Genomic DNA, 19,848 nt, shown 5'->3' with positions numbered 1-19,848 from the left:
GAGACGGCGCATGGGATCCGGCGATCGGGTGCCGTGCTCGCTGCCCTGCTGGCCGCCGTCCTGACGCTCGCGGGCGGTCTGCCCGCCGTCGCCGCCACTGCCCCGCCCGTCGATCCGCCCGCCGTCGCCGCCCCTACCGATGCCACGACGGATGTTGCGCCCGTCGACCCCGCGTCCCCACCCGCACCACCGGATCCTGCGGTCGACACACCCCGCCCGCAGGATCCGGCTTCCCCTTCCGAAGCCCCGGCCGCGCCCACAGACCCGGCGCCCACAGACCCGGCGCCCACAGACCCGGCGCCCGTCGACCCGGCACCGGTCGACCCGGCACCCGTCGACCCGGCACCGGCTCCGCCCGCGGAGCCCGACGCCGCCGTGGAGGAGCCGGGGATCATCACCCCCTTGGCGAACGTGGAGAACTGCGTCGGCGGGAACGCCGTCTGCGGCACCTTGAGCATCGTCAACGTCGTACAGGGCGGGTCGGCGACCCCCGCCGACTGGGCGCTGCGCGCCGACATCGTCGGATCCGACGACTGGTACGACTTCGCCAGCGGGCAGTCCCGTCGCGTCACGAAGCCCGCCTCGTACACGCTCACCGCCACGGGCACTCCCGGCGTCACCGACGACTACACGACGACCCTCAGCTGCTTCCTCAACGACACCACCGGCGCCAACCGTCTGCAGTTCTCCGCCGCCGATGCGCTGCTGCAGTACATCGGCACCGGCTCGGTGTCGCTGGTGGCATCCTGCACGTTCACGCACACCTCGACGGCCCCCGGCACCCTCACCCTGAGCAAGGGCGGAGAGCGCACGGGCGAGCAGAGCGTGGGTCCGCTTGCCGGCGCGACCTTCTCGGTCTACAGCGGCGGGACGGCCACGACGCCCGACACCAGCCCTGCGAATCTCGTCGGCACCTGCGTCACCGAGGCCGACGGCTTGTGCAGCGTGACGGTGCCCCCCGGCGCGCAGTATTGGGTCATCGAGACGGCTCCGGCGCCCGGCTATCGCATCATCGAGAGCTTCGATGTGGGAGGCGGTACCGTGACGCAACAGCCGTATCGACTGCGCACCGGCGTGATCGCGGCCGGGGAGAATGTGACCTACCCGCAGCAGACAGGCGGGAACAACAACCTTCAGGCGCGCGGCGGGCAGTGGGCGAACGCCGCGATCAACCCGACGCTCGCGCAGACGTGCGGTCTGCGGGTGGGCGTGCTCGTGGACCTGTCCAACTCGCTCGCCAGCTCCCAGCAGGACCTGCGCGACGCCGCGGTGGGGTTCGTCGACGTGCTCGAGGGTACGCCGTCGTCGATCGGGGTGTGGACCTTCGCCGGCGGGGCACCCGCGGCCGGCGCCGCCAACACCAACCTTCCACTCACCCCGGTATCGACCGCGGCCAGCGCGGCGACCGTCCGTGACAAGGTCAGCGGGCTCACCGTGGTGAACACCGGTGACTGGCAGCAGGGCACGAACTGGGATCAGGGACTGTGGCAGGTGAGCCAGGAGAGTTCCGCTGACACGCTGGACGTGCTGCTGGTGCTCACCGACGGCAGCCCCACCTACTACGGGCCTCCCGGAGTGGCCGGCGGCGGCGCACCCGCGGGACCCGGCAGCACCACTCGCTTCGTCGAGATGGAGAACGCCGTCTTCTCCGCCAACGCACTCAAGGTCGAACGCGGCACGACCGTCGTGGGTGTGGGAATCGGCCCGGCCTCCGCGGGGGAGGAGCAGAACCTGCAGGCGATCTCGGGCCCCACGGAGGGAGAGGACTACTTCCTCGTCGAGGACTATGCGGCGCTGCAGCAGTTCCTCGAGGAGCGCGCGTTGGGCGAGTGCGCGGGCACGGTCAACGTCACCAAGCTGGTGATCCCCGCGGAGGGCGAGATCGCCGACGCCCAGCCCTCGCCCGGCTGGACCTTCGACGCGACGACCGACACCGCCGGTGTCACCGTCGAGCCGGCATCCGGTCAGACGAACGAGACCGGTGGCGTCAGCTTCGCCGCCAGCGGTATCGCCGCCGGAGGCGCGGCTTCGGTGACGGTCACCGAGACCCAGCAGGAGGGATTCGAGTTGGTCCCGCAGGGCGGCGCGAACGCCGTGTGTCAGGACAACACCGGAGCCGCCGTGCCCGTCACCGACAGTGGGGAGCTGGGGTTCACCACGAACGCGATCCAGGGCGCCATCGTCAGTTGCACCGTCTACAACCGGGCGCCGGAACCGACCGTCTCGCTGCGAGTGGACAAACAGTGGGTCATCGATGGGGTGACCTATGCCGACGGCGAGCAGCCGGTGGGCACGGCGGAGCTGCTGCTGGACGGCGAACCGCGCAACTTCGGCACCGCCTACCCGCAGTACACGGTGGGGGAGACCGTCGTGATCGGTGAGACCCTCACCGACCTTCCGTCGGGCTGCACCAGTACGTCCAGCGGTGCGGGCGACCACGTCGTGACCGCCGACGACCCGGACGTCGTGGTCGTCACCAACACCGTCACCTGCACGAGCACGCTGACACTGGTCAAGACCGTCGCCAACGGCGACGCTGCAGTGGACGAGTTCACCCTCACGTCCTCGCCGATCGGTGGGACCGGTCTAGCCGGCCCCACAGGTGTGAGCGGTGTGTCGGCCCCTGTCACCCCCGGCGTGCGCTACCTCCTGGCGGAGACCGGGCCCGGAACCTATGTCCAGACGGTCGAAGAAGGCGCCACCCTCATCGAGGGCGCCACCGGCAGCTGGGACTGCGTCGCCGACGGAACCGACTTCGACGGCGCCGACGGTGGCGTCACGCTGTCGCTCGGGCAGGAGGCGGTGTGCACCGCGGTCAACCAGACCGCCACGATCGTGCTCCTCAAGGAAGTCGTCAACGATGAGGGCGGAACCCTCACCGCCGATGCCTGGGAGCTCACCGCGGATCCGGGCGAGACGGAATTCGGCCTGACCCCGACAACGGTGCCGGGGGCGCCCAGTGCGACGACCGAGAACACCTTCTCAGTGCGGCCAGGTCAGGACTACACCCTGACCGAGGCGGGCGGCGGACCCGGGTATCGGCAGTTCACCCTCGAGCAGTTGATCGGCGGGGTGTGGACAGCGGTCGACCCGACCGTGAGCGTGCCGGCGCTCGGCAGGAACGTGTACCGCTTCGTCAACGTCGACATCGCCCCGCAACTGACGCTGGTCAAGACGGTGACGAACGACAACGGCGGCACGGCTGCGCCCACCGACTGGACGCTGTCGGCGACCAGCCCGGGCGAGCCGGGGCTGAACGGAGTGACGGGCAGCGAAACCGTGACGTCCGTTCCCGTGTTCGGCGGGGTGCCGTACACCCTGGCCGAGACGGGGCCCGAGGGCTACACCTGGTCATCGCTCACGTGCGACAACGGCGCGAGCGTGTCGCCGGCGAGCCCGACGCTGACCTTGGAGGTGGGCGACGACGTCACCTGCACCTTCGGCAACGACGACATCGCCCCGACCCTCACCCTGGTCAAGGAGGTCACCAACGCGCAGGGCGGCACCGCTGGACCCACGGACTGGACCCTGTCTGCCACGACTCCCGGTGGTCCCGACCTCACCGGAGTCTCCGGAGCGCCCGCCGTGACGGGTGTGACCGTGACGGCGGAGGCCACCTACACACTCGCCGAGAGCGGCGGGCCGTCGGGCTACGACTGGGTTGCGCTCTCGTGCGACAACGGGGCGGAGATCTCTCCGGAGAGCCCGACGTTGACCCTCGGGCTCGCCGCGGACGTCACGTGCACCTTCAGCAACACCGACCTCGCCGGCAGTCTCACCCTGGTCAAGGAGATCGTCAACGACAACGGGGGCACAGCCGTGCCGGAAGACTGGAATCAGCGGCTCACCGCGCAGCCCGCCACCGGCGACACCCTGGTCTTCGACCACAGCGAGACGATCGGCGTGCCGGGCGGAACCTACACCCTCGCCGAGATCGACCAGCTCGCGGGCTACGAGTTGACCGGCCTGTCCTGCACCACGGGCCAGACCTCCCTGACTTCCCCGACGGTCACGGTGCCCAACGGGGACAACGTCACCTGCACCTTCGTCAACGACGACATCGCGCCCACGCTCACCCTCGTCAAGACCGTCGTGAACGACAATGGCGGCACCGCGGCCGCGACCGACTGGACGTTGTCGGCGACGACCCCGGGCGGACCCGACCTGTCGGGTGCAAGCGGCGCGACCGCCGTCACCGCGGTCACCGTCCCGGCCAACAGCGAGTACACGCTCGCCGAGACCGGACCGGACGGCTACGACTGGTCGTCGCTCGCGTGCGACAACGGCGCCGACGCCTCGGTGGCCGACCCGACGGTGACCCTGGCGCTGGACGAGGACGTCACCTGCACGTTCGTCAACGACGACGTGCCGGGAACCCTCACCCTGCTCAAGCAGGTCGTCAACGACGACGGCGGCACCGCCGTGCCGGCGGACTGGAACCAGGCCCTCACGGCGCAGCCCGCCGGGGGGACGGCCATCGCCTTCGACCACGACGTGTCTCAGCAGGTCACCGCCGGTGAGTACACCCTCGCCGAGTCCGGTGGCCCGGAAGGCTACGAGTGGACGGCACTGACCTGCAGCACCGGGTCGACGACGCTGGAATCGCCCACCGTCACCGTCGCCAACGGCGAAGCGGTCACCTGCTCCTTCACCAACGACGACGTCGCACCCACCCTGACGCTGGTGAAGACCGTCACCAACGCCAACGGCGGCACTGCGGAGCCCACCGAGTGGACGCTCGCGGCGAGCACCCCCGGCGGACCCGCACTCAGCGGCGTTACCGGCACGCCCACCGTCACCGCCGTTGCCGTCCCGGCCGGCGCGGAGTACACCCTCGCCGAATCCGGCGGTCCGACCGGATACGAGTGGACCTCGCTGGTCTGCGACAACGGCGCCGCCGTCTCGCCCGAGGCCCCGTCGCTCACCCTGGGGCTGGCCGAGGACGTCACCTGCACGTTCGGCAACACCGACGTGCCGGGGTCGCTCACCCTCGTGAAGGACGTCGACAACACCCTGGGCGGCAGCGCGGTACCGGCCGACTGGAACCAGCGACTGACGGCCCAGTCCGCCACGGGCGAGGCGCTCGTCTTCGACCACGCCCAGACCCAGTCGGTGCCCGCCGGCAGCTACACGCTGGCCGAGGTAGACCAGATCGCCGACTACGCCTGGACCGCGCTGTCGTGCGACACCGGCGGCGTCACCCGCGACGCTCCCGTCGTGACGGTCGCCAACGGCCAGTCCGTCACGTGCACGTTCACCAACGCGGCGATCGCTCCGACGCTCACGCTCGTGAAGAACGTCGACAACCTGGGCGGCGTCGGTACGGCCACGCCGGAGCAATGGACCCTCAACGCCGTCGCGGGCGAGAGCGATCCGGTGCTCACAGGTGAAGGCACGCGCACCGGGGCGACCACCGCCGCGGTGTCCGGCCAGGTGGCCGCCGACGTCGACTACGCACTGTCGGAGACGTTCGGGCCCTCCGGATACACCGCCGGCGACTGGGCGTGCGTCGAGACCGACGGCGGCGCGGAGTATCCGCTCGTCTCGGCCGGAGTGGTGCGGCTCAGCCTCGGCGTCGACGTCACCTGCGAGATCGTCAACACGGCGATCCGGGCGGAGGGGACGATCGACAAGCAGGTGACGGACGGGTCGCCGGTGCAGAACGCCGACGGCACGTGGACCATCTCCTACGACATCATCGTCACCAACAACTCCGACACCTCGACGTACATCTACAGCCTCGCCGACGCCCTGCAGTACGGCGAGGGGATCACGCCGACCGCGGCCACCTGGACCGGTCCGAACGGCACCTCGGGCACGTTCACGCTGCCGGCCGGCACCGCCACCCTCGCCACGAATGCCTCACTGCCGACCAGCGGTGATCCCGGGGCGCGGGCGACTCACACCTATACCGTCACCGTGACGGCGACGATCGCGGACGGAACCCAGGATGGCGACACCTGGCGGTGCGACGTGTCGCCCGGCGAGCCCGACGCGGGCGGCTTCCTCAATGCGGCGACACTGTCGGCGACCGGCGAAGACGACCAGACCGTGTTCGGCTGCGGAGAGCCGGCGTTCCCGGCACTGGTGAAGACGGGCGTCGACCCGGCCACCCAGAACCCCGACGCCTCATGGAACGTCTCGTACACGCTGACGCTGAGCAACTCCGGCGCGGTGGCGGTGCAGGCGGCACTGACCGACACACTCCCGGATGTTCCGGACGGTTGGGAGCTCGTCGGGGGCGCGTGGACCATCGCCCCCGTCGGCGAGGCGCCGGCCCCGACCGCCACCACCGCCGGCCCCGGGGAGACCGCGGAGGTCTGGACCGGGCAGGTGCAGCCTGCGGCATCCCTGTCGTACACCGTCAGCGGCGTGCTGCGTCCGACCGTCGAGGCGACAGACCCGGGCCCGTGCGCCACCACCGGCGGCGGAATCGTCAACACCGCAGGTGTCACCTCCGGCGAGATCCTGGTGGATGCCGAGGGCTGCGTGAGCGTGGAGACCGCCCCGGTGACCGTCGACAAGAGCGACGGCGCGGCGCAGCAGCTGCCCGACGGCCGGTGGCAGATCGACTACGTCGTGACGGTCGCCAATACCAGCGACACCGTCGCGACGGTCTACACCCTCACCGACGCCCCCGACATGGGCGAGGGCATCGTCCTCGAGTCGGGCGGTTGGGTGGGAACCGCCCCCGCGCCGAACAGCCCTCTCGCGGCAGGAGGGACCGCCGAGTACACCTACCGCATCGTGGCGACCGTCGACGCCGCGGACGACCCGTCGCTGGTGTGCGAACCCGGTGAGGGCGGAGCATTCTTCAACACCGCCACGGTCGCCTTCCCCGGCGGCACCGCAGAGGACGATGGCTGCGCCGAACCAGGCGGGCCGACCGTGGACAAGATCGCCCAGCCCGCCACGCCGCTCGGCGGTGGAGTCTGGAACGTCTCGTATGCCGTGCTGGTGTCCAACACCAGCGGCGTCACCGTCGCGTACACGCTGGACGACGTCCCCGAGCCGCTCGCCGGCGCGATCACGCTCGTGACGGCGTGGACGGTGACCGGGCCACAGATCGATCCGGCCGGCGCGGGCTCCGCGGCCCTCACCCCCGGCTGGGACGGCAGTGGGCAACCGCAGGTCGCGACGGGCCTCCTCCCGGACGGCGCGGTGCACACCTACACCGTGAGCGCGCAGGTCAGCGCCGTGGATGCGGCTGCCGACGATCTGGTCTGCGGTGATTCGCCCGACACCGGCGGCGGCGTGTGGAACCTCGCCAGGGTGGAGAACGGCGTGACCGATTCCGTCGCCACGGACTGCAGCGAGCTCGTCGTGGTCCCGGTGGTGCTGGAGAAGTCCGATGGCACGGTGACGCTCCTCGGCGAGGGGCAGTGGCGCATCGATTACCTGGTCACGGTCACCAACCCGGGTCTGCTCCCGACGACGTACACGCTCACCGACGCGCCGCAGCTCGACACCGCGTTCGCCATCGTGGCGCAGGGGTGGGTGGGATCGCCGCCGGTCGCCGACGTCGTGATCGCGCCTGGCGGGGTGGACACATACACCTACCGGGTGGATGCCACTTCGTCGCAGAACCCGCTCCCGGCGACGGCACGGGAGTGCACCGCCGACGGCGGCGGATTCTTCAACACCGCCACCGCCACGCAACCCAGCGGTGCGGTCACCGACAGCGGCTGTGCGGTGCCCGTCATCCGTCCCGCACCGGCACCCGTGCCGGGCCTCGCCGGCACCGGCGGCACCCCGTCCATCGCGGCCGGCTGGCTGGGTGGCACGGCACTGGTCAGCGGCATCCTGCTGCTGATGATCCTTCGCCGCAGACGCCATCGGGCCTGAGCGCGCGAGCGGGATCCGCGACACGCCCGAGTTTGCGACACGCCCGGGCGGCACGTACACTAGTGAGGTTCCACATTCCGGTGGTCGCTCTGCGTGCCCCGGATCACTGTCACGGCAGTGCATAGGCGGCGCGAACGCGCAGGGTCCTAGGCCGCGGGCAGCAGAACACCACATCCCACACACCCGAACCCGGCAACGGGTCGCAGTCATGCGCACGGGGCGTGGGGGAGCCGCATGCAGCAGCGTGCGGTTTGACATGAGAACAGCGGTGCAGCATCCCCCGCCCCGGCGGTGGAGAAGTGCCAGGCGCAAAAGCGCCACCGTGCGTCCAATGCGCTCACAACCGGTGAGACGTAAGACGCGAGAAAGAGAGTGAGCAGACAATGGCGGGACAGAAGATCCGCATTCGCCTGAAGTCGTATGACCACGAGGTCATCGACACGTCGGCGCGGAAGATCGTCGACACCGTGACCCGTGCGGGCGCGACGGTCGTGGGCCCCGTGCCCCTGCCGACCGAGAAGAACGTCGTGTGCGTCATCCGGTCGCCCCACAAGTACAAGGACAGCCGCGAGCACTTCGAGATGCGCACCCACAAGCGCTTGATCGACATCATCGACCCGACGCCCAAGGCCGTCGACTCGCTGATGCGTCTCGACCTGCCGGCCGACGTCAACATCGAGATCAAGCTCTGAGGTTCGACATGGCTGACATCAACAACAAGGTTTCGAAGGGTCTCCTGGGCACCAAGCTCGGCATGACCCAGGTTTGGGACGAGAACGGCAAGCTCGTTCCCGTCACCGTCATCGAGGTCGCACCCAACGTGGTGACGCAGGTTCGTACCCCCGAGAAGGACGGCTACAAAGCCGTGCAGATCGCGTACGGCCAGATCGACCCCCGCAAGGTCAACCAGCCCCTCACGGCCCACTTCGAGGCCGCAGGCGTGACCCCCCGCCGCCACCTCACCGAGGTGCGCACCGCCGACGCTGCTGACTACTCACTCGGCCAGGAGCTCACGGTGGATGCCACCTTCGAGGCCGGCCAGCTGGTCGACGTCGTCGGCACCAGCAAGGGCAAGGGCACCGCGGGTGTCATGAAGCGTCACAACTTCAAGGGCGTCTCCGCTTCCCACGGTGCGCACCGCAACCACCGCAAGCCCGGTTCCATCGGTGCCTCCTCGACGCCCAGCCGCGTCTTCAAGGGCATGCGCATGGCCGGCCGCATGGGTGGCGAGCGCGTGACCGTCCTCAACCTCAAGGTGCACGCCATCGACGCCGAGAAGGGTCTGCTGCTCGTCAAGGGCGCCGTCCCCGGTGCACGTGGCCGCATCGTCTACGTCCGCAACGCAGTGAAGGGTGCCTGACCATGGCTGACTCGACTCTCGCGCTCGACGTTCGCACCGCTGACGGCAAGAAGGCCGGCTCCGTGGAGCTGCCCGCCGCACTGTTCGACGTCAAGACGAACATCCCGCTGATCCACCAGGTCGTCGTCGCGCAGCTCGCCGCTGCCCGCCAGGGCACCCACTCGACCAAGCGTCGTGGTGAGGTCTCCGGTGCCGGCCGCAAGCCCTTCAAGCAGAAGGGCACGGGTAACGCCCGTCAGGGCTCGATCCGTGCGCCTCAGATGAAGGGCGGTGGCATCGTCCACGGTCCGAAGCCGCGCGACTACTCGCAGCGCACCCCCAAGAAGATGGTCGCCGCCGCCCTGCTGGGCGCGCTCAGCGACCGCGCCCGCGGGGAGCGTCTGCACGTCGTCGAGTCCTTCGGGATCGACGGTGCGCCCTCGACGAAGGCCGCTGCCGCGGTGCTCGCCGGGTTCAACGCGACCAAGAACGTCCTCGTGGTCATCGACCGCGTCGACGAGGTCACCGTCAAGAGCGTCCGCAACCTCGCGTACGTCCACGTGCTGACCTTCGACCAGCTCAACGCCTACGACGTGCTCGTCTCCGACGACATCGTCTTCACCAAGGCCGCCTACGACGCGTTCGTCGCGTCGAAGAAGGCCGCCACCGAGGAGGTCTCGGCATGACCACCGCGAACATCGCAGTGAACAAGGACCCGCGCGACGTCATCCTGAAGCCGGTCGTCTCCGAGAAGAGCTACGGGCTCATCGACGAGGGCAAGTACACCTTCCTCGTGGACCCGCGCGCCTCGAAGACCGAGATCAAGCTCGCCATCGAGAAGATCTTCGGTGTCAAGGTCGCGTCGGTGAACACGCTCAACCGCCCCGGCAAGGCACGTCGCACCCGCTTCGGGATGGGCAAGCGCAAGGACACCAAGCGCGCCATCGTGACGCTCAAGTCGGGCACCATCGACATCTTCACGGCAGTCGGCTGACGGTCGGGACAGAGGACTAGAGAACATGGCTATTCGCAAGTACAAGCCCACGACCCCGGGTCGCCGCGGCTCGTCGGTGGCCGACTTCGCCGAGATCACCCGATCGACGCCGGAGAAGTCGCTCCTCCGCCCGCTCTCCAAGACCGGTGGCCGTAACAACCAGGGCCGCATCACCACCCGTCACATCGGTGGTGGCCACAAGCGTCAGTACCGCGTCATCGACTTCCGTCGTAACGACAAGGACGGCGTGAACGCCAAGGTCGCTCACATCGAGTACGACCCCAACCGCACCGCACGCATCGCGCTGCTGCACTACTTCGACGGCGAGAAGCGATACATCATCGCGCCGAACAAGCTGCAGCAGGGTGACATCGTCGAGTCGGGTGCCGGCGCAGACATCAAGCCGGGCAACAACCTGCCCCTGCGCAACATCCCCACCGGTACCGTCATCCACGCGATCGAGCTCCGTCCCGGCGGCGGCGCCAAGCTCGCCCGCTCGGCCGGCACCTCGGTGCGTCTGGTCGCCAAGGACGGCCCGTACGCGCAGCTTCGTCTGCCCTCGGGTGAGATCCGCAACGTCGATGCGCGCTGCCGCGCGACCATCGGCGAGGTCGGCAACGCCGAGCAGTCGAACATCAACTGGGGCAAGGCCGGTCGTAACCGCTGGAAGGGCATCCGCCCGACCGTCCGCGGTGTCGCGATGAACCCCGTCGACCACCCGCACGGTGGTGGTGAGGGTAAGACCTCCGGTGGTCGTCACCCGGTCAGCCCCTGGGGCCAGGCTGAGGGTCGCACCCGCCACGCCAACAAGGAAAGCGACAAGTACATCGTCCGTCGTCGCAACGCCGGCAAGAAGCGTAAGTAGGAGTAGAGGAAGATGCCTCGCAGCCTTAAGAAGGGCCCCTTCGTCGACGAGCACCTGCTTCGCAAGGTCGTCTCGCAGAACGAAGCCGGTTCCAAGAACGTCATCAAGACCTGGTCGCGCCGTTCGATGATCATCCCGGCAATGCTGGGTCACACCATCGCCGTGCACGACGGTCGCAAGCACATCCCTGTGTTCGTGACCGAAACCATGGTCGGCCACAAGCTGGGCGAGTTCGCGCCCACCCGCACCTTCCGCGGCCACGAGAAGGACGACAAGAAGGGCCGCCGCCGCTGACGCGGTGGCGCAGAGAGGAGAGAGAGATGGTGGATTCCATCGCCCGCGTGCGACACATCCGCGTGACCCCTCAGAAGGCTCGTCGTGTCGTCGCTCTCATCAAGGGCAAGCAGGCTCAGGAGGCCTTGGCCATCCTGAAGTTCGCGCCGCAGAGTGCTTCCGAGCCGATCTACAAGCTCGTCGCTTCGGCGATGGCGAACGCTCGCGTCGCCGCCGACAAGGACGGCGAGTTCCTGGATGACAAGGACCTGTACGTGAAGAACGCGTACGTCGACGAGGGCACGACGCTCAAGCGTTTCCGCCCCCGCGCGCAGGGTCGTGCCTTCCAGATCAAGAAGCGGACCAGCCACATCACGGTGGAGCTGGCGACCCCTGAGGTCGAGACCGCTGCCCCGGCCACCACGAGCAAGAAGGCGAGCAAGTAATGGGCCAGAAAGTTCACCCGTACGGCTTCCGCCTCGGCATCACCACCGACCACGTGTCGCGCTGGTTCTCCGACTCGACGAAGCCCGGTCAGCGTTACGCCGACTACGTCGCGGAGGACATCAAGATCCGCAAGCTCCTGCAGACGCAGCTCGACCGCGCCGGCGTGAGCAACATCGAGATCGAGCGCACCCGTGACCGTGTGCGTGTCGACATCCACACCGCCCGCCCGGGCATCGTGATCGGCCGCCGCGGCGCCGAGGCGGAGCGCATCCGCTCCGACCTCGAAAAGCTCACCGGCAAGCAGATCCAGCTGAACATCCTCGAGGTCAAGAACCCCGAGGCCGACGCTCAGCTGGTGGCGCAGGGCATCGCCGAGCAGCTCTCGGCTCGCGTGGCGTTCCGCCGCGCGATGCGCAAGGGTCTGCAGGGCGCTCAGCGCGCCGGTGCCAAGGGCATCCGCATCCAGGTCTCCGGCCGCCTCGGCGGTGCCGAGATGAGCCGTTCGGAGTTCTACCGCGAAGGCCGTGTGCCCCTGCACACGCTCCGCGCGAACATCGACTACGGCTTCTACGAGGCCAAGACCACCTTCGGCCGCATCGGCGTGAAGGTCTGGATCTACAAGGGCGACCTCACCAACAAGGAGCTCGCTCGCGAGCAGGCCAACGCGCCCAAGTCCCGCGGTCGTGACGACCGTGGTGGCGACCGTCGTCGTGGCCCGCGCAACGAGGCACCCGTCGCAGAAGGAGCATCGGCGTAATGCTTATCCCCCGTAAGGTCAAGTACCGCAAGCAGCACCACCCGGGCCGCTCTGGCCAGGCCACCGGTGGCACGAAGGTCTCCTTCGGCGAGTTCGGCATCCAGGCGCTGACTCCGGCTTACGTGACGAACCGTCAGATCGAGTCCGCTCGTATCGCGATGACCCGTCACATCAAGCGTGGTGGAAAGGTGTGGATCAACATCTACCCCGACCGCCCGCTGACCAAGAAGCCCGCCGAAACCCGCATGGGTTCCGGTAAGGGTTCGCCCGAGTGGTGGGTCGCCAACGTCAAGCCGGGTCGCGTCCTCTTCGAGGTCGCCGGCGTCAACGAGCAGCTCGCTCGGGAGGCACTGACACGTGCCATTCACAAGCTGCCCCTGAAGGCACGCATCATCAAGCGCGAGGAGGGCGACGCGTAATGGCTGTCGGCACCAAGACGCTCGCACCCAGCGAGCTCGATACATTCGAAGACCAGCGCCTCGTGGAGGAGCTGCGCAAGGCCAAGGAAGAGCTGTTCAACCTGCGCTTCCAGTCGGCCACCGGCCAGCTCGACAGCCACGGCCGCATCCGTGCGGTCAAGCGCGACATCGCGCGGCTGTACACCGTGATCCGTGAGCGCGAGCTCGGCATCCGTGCCACGCCCGCGCCCGTCGAGACCGCGACGAAGGCGAAGAAGACCAAGGCCAAGAAGGCGGATGCCGCTGACGAGGCCGTGAAGGAAGAGGCCGAGTAATGGCTGAGACCACTCAGAAGAAGGCTCCTGCCAAGAAGGCGGCCGCCGCAGCCGAGACCCCCGTGGTCGAGGCCAAGGGCCACGAGTCGTCTGCGCACGATGTCCGCGATGTGGACGCCCGCGGGTACCGCAAGTCCCGCCGTGGCTACGTGGTCAGCGACAAGATGGACAAGACGATCGTCGTCGAGGTCGAGGACCGCGTTAAGCACCCCCTCTACGGCAAGGTCATCCGTCGCACCTCCAAGGTCAAGGCGCACGACGAGGGCAACACTGCCGGCATCGGCGACCTCGTGCTCATCAACGAGACCCGTCCGCTGAGCGCCACCAAGCGCTGGCGTCTGGTCGAGATCCTCGAGAAGGCCAAGTAAGGCCTCGGCCTACTTGGAATCCAAGGAGAGTAAGAAGTGATTCAGAACGAATCCCGACTCAAGGTCGCCGACAACACCGGCGCCAAGGAGTTGCTCACCATCCGCGTGCTCGGCGGTTCCGCCCGCCGGTACGCCGGTGTGGGCGACATCATCGTGGCGACGGTGAAGGATGCCATTCCTGGCGGCAACGTCAAGAAGGGCGATGTCGTCAAGGCCGTCATCGTGCGCACCGTCAAGTCGACCCGTCGTCCCGACGGCTCGTACATCAAGTTCGACGAGAACGCCGCCGTGATCCTGAAGAACGACGGGGAGCCCCGCGGCACCCGCATCTTCGGACCCGTCGGTCGTGAGCTTCGTGACAAGAAGTTCATGAAGATCGTCTCGCTGGCCCCGGAGGTTATCTGATCATGGCGAAGATCAAAAAGGGTGACCTGGTTCAGGTCATCTCGGGCGCCAAGGCCGAGCGTGGCGGCGACCGTGGCAAGCAGGGCAAGGTCCTCGAGGTCCTCGTCGAGCAGAACCGCGTCATCGTCGAGGGCGTGAACTACGTCACGAAGCACACCCGCGTGGGCCAGACCCAGCGCGGCACCAAGACGGGCGGCATCGAGACCATCGAAGCCCCCATCCACATCTCGAACGTCGCCCTGGTCGACCCCGAGACGAAGAAGCCGACCCGTGTCGGCCGCCGCGTCGAGGAGCAGACCAAGGATGGCGTCAAGCGCACGGTCCGCGTGCGCTACGCGAAGAAGTCAGGCAAGGACCTCTGAAAATGAGCACTGCACCTGCCGCGGTGGCTGGCAAGATCCAGCCGCGCCTGAAGCAGAAGTACAAGAACGAGATCCAGAAGGCTCTGCAGGAAGAGTTCGGTTACGCGAACGTCATGCAGATCCCCGGGATCGTCAAGGTCGTCGTCAACACCGGTGTCGGTGAGGCTGCGCGTGACAGCAAGGTGATCGATGGTGCGGTCGACGACCTCACCAAGATCACCGGCCAGAAGCCGGTTGTCACCAAGGCCCGCAAGTCCATCGCGCAGTTCAAGCTGCGTGAGGGTCAGGCCATCGGTGCGCACGTCACCCTCCGTGGGGATCGTGCGTGGGAGTTCCTGGACCGCCTCGTGAACCTCGCCCTGCCGCGCATCCGCGACTTCCGCGGTCTGTCGCCCAAGCAGTTCGACGGTCACGGCAACTACACCTTCGGTCTCCAGGAGCAGTCGGTGTTCCACGAGATCAACCAGGACAAGATCGACCGCGTTCGCGGCTTCGACATCACGGTGGTCACCACGGCCACCACCGATGCGGAGGGTCGTTCGCTGCTGCGTCAGCTGGGCTTCCCGTTCCGTACCGACGACGCCCAGGCGTAATCGGATAGAGTTGGGCGTTTGGTCCTGGACCCTGCGGTCCGGGACCAAACGCCCGTACAACTGAATACTGCGAATCATCGCAGGTCCGCTGTCGCGTAACGGCTGCGGAAACCTCGTGAACGAAGGAACAAACACATGACAATGACAGACCCGGTCGCAGACATGCTGACCCGTCTGCGCAACGCGAACTCGGCCCACCACGACTCCGTGTCGATGCCGAGCTCCAAGCTCAAGACTCACATCGCCGAGATCCTCCAGCAGGAGGGCTACATCGCCGGTTGGGAGGTCTCCGACGCCCGTGTCGGCCAGACCCTCACGCTGACGCTCAAGTACGGCCCGAACCGCGAGCGGTCGATCGCCGGCATCAAGCGCGTGTCGAAGCCGGGTCTCCGCGTCTACGCACGCTCCACCGAGATCCCCACGGTGCTCGGCGGCCTCGGCGTCGCGATCCTGTCCACCTCCTCTGGCCTCCTCACGGACCGCCAGGCCGAGTCGAAGGGCGTTGGCGGGGAAGTCCTCGCCTACGTGTGGTGATCTGAATGTCCCGCATCGGTCGACTTCCCATCGACATCCCCGCCGACGTGACCGTTGAGGTCTCCGGCCAGGATGTCTCCGTCAAGGGCCCCAAGGGCGAGCTCAAGCTCACCGTTTCGCGCCCCATCGAGATCGCCGTCCAGGAGGGCCAGGTTCTGGTCTCCCGTCCCGACGACGAGCGCGAGTCGCGGTCGCTTCACGGCCTGACCCGCACGCTCATCCACAACAACATCATCGGCGTCACCCAGGGCTACACCAAGGGCCTTGAGGTCGTCGGCACCGGTTACCGCGTTGCTCAGAAGGGCAGCTCGGTCGAGTTCGCCCTGGGCTTCTCGCACCCCGTGCTGGTCGACCCGCCGGCAGGAATCACGTTCACGGTCGAGGGCAACAACAAGCTCACCGTGAGCGGCATCGACAAGCAGGCCGTCGGTGAGGCAGCCGCCAACATCCGCAAGATCCGCAAGCCCGAGCCGTACAAGGGCAAGGGCGTGCGATACGCCGGCGAGGTCGTTCGGCGCAAGGCCGGAAAGGCTGGTAAGTAACCATGGCTGTGACTTCCAAGTCCGTCGCACGCGCGCGTCGTCACGCGCGTCTGCGCAAGAAGGTCGTCGGCACCGAGGCGCGTCCGCGCCTCGTCGTGACCCGTTCGGCCCGTCACGTCTTCGTCCAGCTGGTCGACGACAGCAAGGGTCACACCGTGGCGTCGGCTTCGACGCTCGAGACCGACCTGCGCACCTTCGACGGTGACAAGACCGCCAAGGCCCGCAAGGTCGGCGAGCTCGTCGCCGAGCGTGCCAAGGCCGCCGGTGTCGTCGACGTCGTGTTCGACCGTGGTGGCAACCGCTACGCGGGCCGTGTCGCCGCGATCGCCGATGGCGCCCGCGAGGGAGGCCTGAACCTGTGAGCGAGAACAAGGAGAACGAAGTGACCGAAACCGCTCCGGCTGCGGCCGAGGCCGCGCCCGAGACGGCAGCGGCGGAGCGCGAGCCCCGCCGCGGTGGTCGCGAGCGCAGCCAGACACGCGACCGCAACTCGCGCGACCGCAACGACAGCCAGTTCCTCGAGCGCGTCGTCACGATCAACCGCGTGTCGAAGGTCGTCAAGGGTGGCCGCCGCTTCAGCTTCACCGCCCTCGTGGTGGTCGGCGACGGCAACGGTCTCGTGGGCGTCGGCTACGGCAAGGCCCGCGAGGTGCCCCTGGCCATCTCGAAGGGTGTCGAAGAGGCCAAGCGCAACTTCTTCCGCGTGCCCCGCGTCGGCTCGACCATCCCGCACCCCGTGCAGGGTGAGGCCGCTGCCGGTGTCGTGCTGCTGCGTCCGGCTGCCGCCGGTACCGGTGTCATCGCCGGTGGTCCCGTGCGCGCCGTGCTCGAGTGCGCCGGCATCCACGATGTGCTCTCGAAGTCGCTCGGCTCGTCGAACACGATCAACATCGTGCACGCGACGGTCGCGGCTCTGAAGAGCCTCGAGGAGCCGCGTGCCGTCGCCGCCCGTCGTGGTCTTGACTACGACGCGGTCGTTCCGGCGATCATCATCCGCAACGAGGCGAAGGCCGCTGCGGCGAAGAAGGTAGGTGCCTGATGGCTGCCCGTCTGAAGGTCACGCAGGTGAAGTCCAAGGTGAGCGAGAAGCAGAACCAGCGTGACACGCTGCGCAGCCTCGGTCTCAAGCGGATCGGCGACTCGGTCGTCCGTCCGGACGACGCGCAGACGCGCGGCTACGTCAAGACCGTCGCCCACCTCGTGAAGGTTGAGGAGATCGACTAATGGCTGACAAGGCCGAGAAGAAGGACGAGGCCGTCAAGGCCGCGCCCAAGAAGACCGCAGCCAAGAAGCCGGCTGCGACCAAGGCTGCCCCGAAGCAGGCCGCTCCGGCGGCCCGCCCCGGCGTGCTCAAGGTGCACCACCTGCGCCCGGTCCCCGGATCCAACACCGCCAAGACTCGCGTCGGCCGTGGTGAGGGCTCGAAGGGTAAGACCGCCGGCCGTGGCACCAAGGGCCAGAAGGCCCGCTACCAGGTCAAGGCAGGCTTCGAGGGCGGTCAGATGCCGCTGCACATGCGTACGCCGAAGCTGCGCGGGTTCAAGAACCCGTTCCGCGTCGAGTACCAGGTGGTCAACCTCGACAAGCTCGCCGAGCTGTACCCGCAGGGTGGCGACGTCACCGTGGGCGACCTCGTCGCCAAGGGTGCCGTGCGCAAGAACGAGAAGGTCAAGGTGCTCGGCACCGGCGACATCTCGGTCAAGCTCACCGTGACCGTCGACAAGGTCTCGGGTTCCGCCGAGCAGAAGATCGTCGCCGCAGGCGGCACAGTCAAGTAATCACGTCACAGGGGTCGGAGCCAGGCTCCGGCCCCTGTGCCGTACGCTGGTTGATGCCGCGCCCGCAGGGTCCCGGCCATCCCTGGGAGGAATCCGACTTGTTCAGCGCTATTGCGCGGGTCTTCCGCACACCCGACTTGCGGCGGAAGATCGGCTTCACGCTCGCGATCATCGCCATCTATCGCCTCGGCGCGCACGTGCCGACGCCCTTCGTCGATTTCCCGAACGTGCAGTCCTGCCTCGCGCAGTCCGGCAGCACCGAAGGTCTGCTGTCGCTGGTCAACCTGTTCTCAGGTGGCGCGCTGCTGCAGCTGTCGATCTTCGCGCTGGGCGTGATGCCGTACATCACGGCCACCATCATCGTGCAGCTGCTGCGCGTGGTGATCCCGCACTTCGAGACCCTCTACAAGGAGGGCCAGGCGGGCCAGGGCAAGCTCACGCAGTACACGCGCTACCTCACCATCGCGCTGGCGCTGCTGCAGTCGACCACCCTCATCACCGTGGCCCGCAGCGGTCAGCTCTTCGGCATCACCGGCATCGCCGACTGCGAGCAGCTGCTGACCAACGACGCCTGGTGGGCGCAGCTGCTGATGATCATCACGATGACCGCCGGCACCGGCCTCATCATGTGGTTCGCCGAGCTCGTCACCGAGCGTGGCGTCGGCAACGGCATGTCGATCCTGATCTTCACCTCGATCGCGGCGACCTTCCCCTCGGCCATGTGGTCGATCTGGCAGGCCCGTGGCTTCGAGATCTTCCTGCTGGTGCTCGCCGTCGGCATCCTGACCGTCGCGCTCGTCGTCTTCGTCGAGCAGTCGCAGCGCCGCATCCCGGTGCAGTACGCCAAGCGCATGGTCGGACGCCGCACCTACGGCGGCACCAACACCTACATCCCGATCAAGGTGAACATGGCCGGCGTCGTGCCGGTGATCTTCGCCTCGTCGCTGCTGTACATCCCCGCCCTCATCGCGCAGTTCAACCAGACGCCCGATGCCGAGGGCAACGTCCCCGGCTGGGTGTCGTGGATCCAGCAGTACTTCACCACCGGTGACAGCCCCGTCTACATGGCGGTCTACTTCCTGCTCATCGTCGGCTTCACGTACTTCTACGTCGCGATCACCTTCAACCCGGTCGACGTCGCCGACAACATGAAGAAGTACGGCGGGTTCATCCCCGGCATCCGCGCCGGTCGCCCCACCGCCGAATACCTCGACTACGTGCTGACCCGCATCACGCTGCCCGGTTCCATCTACCTCGGCCTCATCGCGCTCATCCCGCTCATCGCCCTGGCCACGGTCGGCGCCAACCAGAACTTCCCGTTCGGTGGCGCGTCGATCCTGATCATCGTCGGTGTCGGTCTCGAGACGGTCAAGCAGATCGACGCCCAGCTGCAGCAGCGCCACTACGAAGGACTCCTCCGATGACCACCGCTCGTCTCCTCATCGTCGGCCCCCAGGGCTCCGGCAAGGGCACGCAGGGCGTGCGCATCGCCGAGTCGCTCGGCATCCCCGCCGTCTCCACCGGCGACGTGTTCCGCGCCGCCGTCAAGGACGGCACGGAGCTCGGCAAGAAGGTGCAGTCGCTCATCGAGGCCGGTCACCTGGTGCCCGACGAGCTGACCAGCGCCGTCGTGCGCGAGCGCCTCGCGCAGGAGGACGCCGCCGGCGGGTTCCTGCTCGACGGCTACCCCCGCAACCTCGGTCAGGTCGCCGACCTCGATGAGTTCCTGGCCGGCCGTGGCGAAGAGCTCACCGGCGTCATCGAGCTGAGCGTGCCCCGCGAGGAGAGCATGTCGCGCCTGACGCTGCGCGCACAGCAGCAGGGGCGCACCGACGACACCGAAGAGGCGATCGCCCGCCGCCTCGCGATCTACGAGAGCGAGACCGCTCCGATCCTCGACGTGTACCGCGAACGCGGCATCGTCGACACGATCGACGGCGTGGGCACGCTGGACGAGATCGCCGAGCGCATCGGCGCGGCGCTGGCCGCGCGCGACCTCGTCGGCGCCTGAGA

At 68.1% G+C, this 19,848-nt stretch carries 23 protein-coding genes; all 23 read left to right on the top strand.

Annotated features, from left to right (window positions below; genetic code table 11):
- Positions 1 to 33 precede the first annotated feature (33 nt).
- The 23 genes from ACFVR6_RS10740 to ACFVR6_RS10630 all read left to right on the top strand — a co-directional run bounded on the left by ACFVR6_RS10740 (position 34) and on the right by ACFVR6_RS10630 (position 19,846).
- Positions 34 to 7,845 carry a prealbumin-like fold domain-containing protein gene (locus ACFVR6_RS10740; RefSeq protein ID WP_386962505.1) on the top strand — a complete coding sequence of 2,604 codons (7,812 nt, stop codon included), beginning with the start codon at positions 34 to 36 and terminating at the stop codon, positions 7,843 to 7,845.
- A gap of 383 nt (positions 7,846 to 8,228) precedes the next feature.
- Positions 8,229 to 8,537 (top strand): 30S ribosomal protein S10, encoded by a 309-nt coding sequence (gene rpsJ / locus ACFVR6_RS10735; RefSeq protein WP_005050520.1) that lies wholly within the window; start codon positions 8,229 to 8,231, stop codon positions 8,535 to 8,537.
- A gap of 8 nt (positions 8,538 to 8,545) precedes the next feature.
- On the top strand, positions 8,546 to 9,205 hold the full coding sequence (gene rplC, locus ACFVR6_RS10730) for a 50S ribosomal protein L3 (RefSeq protein ID WP_386962501.1): 660 nt from the start codon (positions 8,546 to 8,548) through the stop codon (positions 9,203 to 9,205).
- Between the two features lie 2 nt (positions 9,206 to 9,207).
- A complete protein-coding gene (rplD, locus tag ACFVR6_RS10725) occupies positions 9,208 to 9,870 on the top strand; it encodes a 50S ribosomal protein L4 (protein WP_386962498.1) in 663 nt (220 codons plus the stop codon).
- Positions 9,867 to 10,178, top strand: a complete 312-nt coding sequence (rplW, locus tag ACFVR6_RS10720) for a 50S ribosomal protein L23 (protein WP_386962496.1) — start codon at positions 9,867 to 9,869, stop codon at positions 10,176 to 10,178. The genes rplD and rplW overlap by 4 nt, the downstream gene beginning before the upstream one ends.
- 25 nt (positions 10,179 to 10,203) lie before the next feature.
- Positions 10,204 to 11,043 (top strand): 50S ribosomal protein L2, encoded by an 840-nt coding sequence (gene rplB / locus ACFVR6_RS10715; protein ID WP_386962493.1) that lies wholly within the window; start codon positions 10,204 to 10,206, stop codon positions 11,041 to 11,043.
- A 12-nt stretch (positions 11,044 to 11,055) separates the two neighbouring features.
- Positions 11,056 to 11,337: a 30S ribosomal protein S19 gene (gene rpsS, locus ACFVR6_RS10710; protein WP_045246805.1), complete on the top strand. Its 282-nt coding sequence runs from the start codon at positions 11,056 to 11,058 to the stop codon at positions 11,335 to 11,337.
- A gap of 26 nt (positions 11,338 to 11,363) precedes the next feature.
- The gene (rplV, locus tag ACFVR6_RS10705; protein ID WP_386962490.1) at positions 11,364 to 11,762 is read left to right on the top strand and encodes a 50S ribosomal protein L22; all 399 of its coding nucleotides are present in this window, start codon (positions 11,364 to 11,366) and stop codon (positions 11,760 to 11,762) included.
- The gene (rpsC, locus tag ACFVR6_RS10700) at positions 11,762 to 12,520 is read left to right on the top strand and encodes a 30S ribosomal protein S3 (protein ID WP_386962487.1); all 759 of its coding nucleotides are present in this window, start codon (positions 11,762 to 11,764) and stop codon (positions 12,518 to 12,520) included. Before rplV ends, rpsC begins: the two co-directional genes overlap by 1 nt.
- A complete protein-coding gene (gene rplP / locus ACFVR6_RS10695; protein ID WP_029145865.1) occupies positions 12,520 to 12,939 on the top strand; it encodes a 50S ribosomal protein L16 in 420 nt (139 codons plus the stop codon). The genes rpsC and rplP overlap by 1 nt, the downstream gene beginning before the upstream one ends.
- On the top strand, positions 12,939 to 13,253 hold the full coding sequence (gene rpmC, locus ACFVR6_RS10690; RefSeq protein WP_257495802.1) for a 50S ribosomal protein L29: 315 nt from the start codon (positions 12,939 to 12,941) through the stop codon (positions 13,251 to 13,253). Before rplP ends, rpmC begins: the two co-directional genes overlap by 1 nt.
- Complete coding sequence (rpsQ, locus tag ACFVR6_RS10685) at positions 13,253 to 13,621, top strand: 30S ribosomal protein S17 (protein WP_386962482.1); 369 nt, start codon at positions 13,253 to 13,255, stop codon at positions 13,619 to 13,621. Before rpmC ends, rpsQ begins: the two co-directional genes overlap by 1 nt.
- A gap of 36 nt (positions 13,622 to 13,657) precedes the next feature.
- Positions 13,658 to 14,026 (top strand): 50S ribosomal protein L14, encoded by a 369-nt coding sequence (gene rplN, locus ACFVR6_RS10680; protein WP_191719471.1) that lies wholly within the window; start codon positions 13,658 to 13,660, stop codon positions 14,024 to 14,026.
- 2 nt (positions 14,027 to 14,028) lie between these two features.
- Positions 14,029 to 14,388, top strand: a complete 360-nt coding sequence (gene rplX, locus ACFVR6_RS10675) for a 50S ribosomal protein L24 (protein WP_386962478.1) — start codon at positions 14,029 to 14,031, stop codon at positions 14,386 to 14,388.
- A gap of 2 nt (positions 14,389 to 14,390) precedes the next feature.
- Positions 14,391 to 14,981 (top strand): 50S ribosomal protein L5, encoded by a 591-nt coding sequence (gene rplE, locus ACFVR6_RS10670; protein WP_386962475.1) that lies wholly within the window; start codon positions 14,391 to 14,393, stop codon positions 14,979 to 14,981.
- 135 nt (positions 14,982 to 15,116) lie between these two features.
- Positions 15,117 to 15,515: a 30S ribosomal protein S8 gene (gene rpsH / locus ACFVR6_RS10665; protein WP_386962472.1), complete on the top strand. Its 399-nt coding sequence runs from the start codon at positions 15,117 to 15,119 to the stop codon at positions 15,513 to 15,515.
- Positions 15,516 to 15,520: 5 nt separating this feature from the next.
- On the top strand, positions 15,521 to 16,057 hold the full coding sequence (gene rplF / locus ACFVR6_RS10660) for a 50S ribosomal protein L6 (protein ID WP_386962469.1): 537 nt from the start codon (positions 15,521 to 15,523) through the stop codon (positions 16,055 to 16,057).
- A gap of 2 nt (positions 16,058 to 16,059) precedes the next feature.
- On the top strand, positions 16,060 to 16,419 hold the full coding sequence (rplR, locus tag ACFVR6_RS10655) for a 50S ribosomal protein L18 (RefSeq protein WP_386962466.1): 360 nt from the start codon (positions 16,060 to 16,062) through the stop codon (positions 16,417 to 16,419).
- Positions 16,416 to 17,096: a 30S ribosomal protein S5 gene (gene rpsE, locus ACFVR6_RS10650; protein ID WP_386962464.1), complete on the top strand. Its 681-nt coding sequence runs from the start codon at positions 16,416 to 16,418 to the stop codon at positions 17,094 to 17,096. The genes rplR and rpsE overlap by 4 nt, the downstream gene beginning before the upstream one ends.
- Entirely contained in the window at positions 17,096 to 17,281 is a 186-nt protein-coding gene (rpmD, locus tag ACFVR6_RS10645; RefSeq protein ID WP_023954062.1) for a 50S ribosomal protein L30, read from the top strand. The genes rpsE and rpmD overlap by 1 nt, the downstream gene beginning before the upstream one ends.
- The gene (gene rplO, locus ACFVR6_RS10640) at positions 17,281 to 17,835 is read left to right on the top strand and encodes a 50S ribosomal protein L15 (protein ID WP_386962459.1); all 555 of its coding nucleotides are present in this window, start codon (positions 17,281 to 17,283) and stop codon (positions 17,833 to 17,835) included. Before rpmD ends, rplO begins: the two co-directional genes overlap by 1 nt.
- Positions 17,836 to 17,933: 98 nt before the next feature.
- Entirely contained in the window at positions 17,934 to 19,259 is a 1,326-nt protein-coding gene (gene secY / locus ACFVR6_RS10635; RefSeq protein WP_386962456.1) for a preprotein translocase subunit SecY, read from the top strand.
- Complete coding sequence (locus tag ACFVR6_RS10630; protein ID WP_386962453.1) at positions 19,256 to 19,846, top strand: adenylate kinase; 591 nt, start codon at positions 19,256 to 19,258, stop codon at positions 19,844 to 19,846. The genes secY and ACFVR6_RS10630 overlap by 4 nt, the downstream gene beginning before the upstream one ends.
- Positions 19,847 to 19,848 lie beyond the last annotated feature (2 nt).

This window comes from Microbacterium sp. NPDC058021, from assembly GCF_042885955.1.
Lineage (GTDB): Bacteria > Actinomycetota > Actinomycetes > Actinomycetales > Microbacteriaceae > Microbacterium.
The sequence above is the reverse complement of the archived record's forward strand: the minus strand, read 5'-3'. Positions and strand labels throughout refer to the sequence as shown.

Coding starts and splice junctions, on each gene's coding strand:
- rpsJ (WP_005050520.1), top strand. CDS start 8,229: ATGGCGGGACAGAAGATCCGCATTCGCCTGAAGTCGTATGACCACGAG.
- rplC (WP_386962501.1), top strand. CDS start 8,546: ATGGCTGACATCAACAACAAGGTTTCGAAGGGTCTCCTGGGCACCAAG.
- rplD (WP_386962498.1), top strand. CDS start 9,208: ATGGCTGACTCGACTCTCGCGCTCGACGTTCGCACCGCTGACGGCAAG.
- rplW (WP_386962496.1), top strand. CDS start 9,867: ATGACCACCGCGAACATCGCAGTGAACAAGGACCCGCGCGACGTCATC.
- rplB (WP_386962493.1), top strand. CDS start 10,204: ATGGCTATTCGCAAGTACAAGCCCACGACCCCGGGTCGCCGCGGCTCG.
- rpsS (WP_045246805.1), top strand. CDS start 11,056: ATGCCTCGCAGCCTTAAGAAGGGCCCCTTCGTCGACGAGCACCTGCTT.
- rplV (WP_386962490.1), top strand. CDS start 11,364: ATGGTGGATTCCATCGCCCGCGTGCGACACATCCGCGTGACCCCTCAG.
- rpsC (WP_386962487.1), top strand. CDS start 11,762: ATGGGCCAGAAAGTTCACCCGTACGGCTTCCGCCTCGGCATCACCACC.
- rplP (WP_029145865.1), top strand. CDS start 12,520: ATGCTTATCCCCCGTAAGGTCAAGTACCGCAAGCAGCACCACCCGGGC.
- rpmC (WP_257495802.1), top strand. CDS start 12,939: ATGGCTGTCGGCACCAAGACGCTCGCACCCAGCGAGCTCGATACATTC.
- rpsQ (WP_386962482.1), top strand. CDS start 13,253: ATGGCTGAGACCACTCAGAAGAAGGCTCCTGCCAAGAAGGCGGCCGCC.
- rplX (WP_386962478.1), top strand. CDS start 14,029: ATGGCGAAGATCAAAAAGGGTGACCTGGTTCAGGTCATCTCGGGCGCC.
- rplE (WP_386962475.1), top strand. CDS start 14,391: ATGAGCACTGCACCTGCCGCGGTGGCTGGCAAGATCCAGCCGCGCCTG.
- rpsH (WP_386962472.1), top strand. CDS start 15,117: ATGACAATGACAGACCCGGTCGCAGACATGCTGACCCGTCTGCGCAAC.
- rplF (WP_386962469.1), top strand. CDS start 15,521: ATGTCCCGCATCGGTCGACTTCCCATCGACATCCCCGCCGACGTGACC.
- rplR (WP_386962466.1), top strand. CDS start 16,060: ATGGCTGTGACTTCCAAGTCCGTCGCACGCGCGCGTCGTCACGCGCGT.
- rpmD (WP_023954062.1), top strand. CDS start 17,096: ATGGCTGCCCGTCTGAAGGTCACGCAGGTGAAGTCCAAGGTGAGCGAG.
- rplO (WP_386962459.1), top strand. CDS start 17,281: ATGGCTGACAAGGCCGAGAAGAAGGACGAGGCCGTCAAGGCCGCGCCC.
- ACFVR6_RS10630 (WP_386962453.1), top strand. CDS start 19,256: ATGACCACCGCTCGTCTCCTCATCGTCGGCCCCCAGGGCTCCGGCAAG.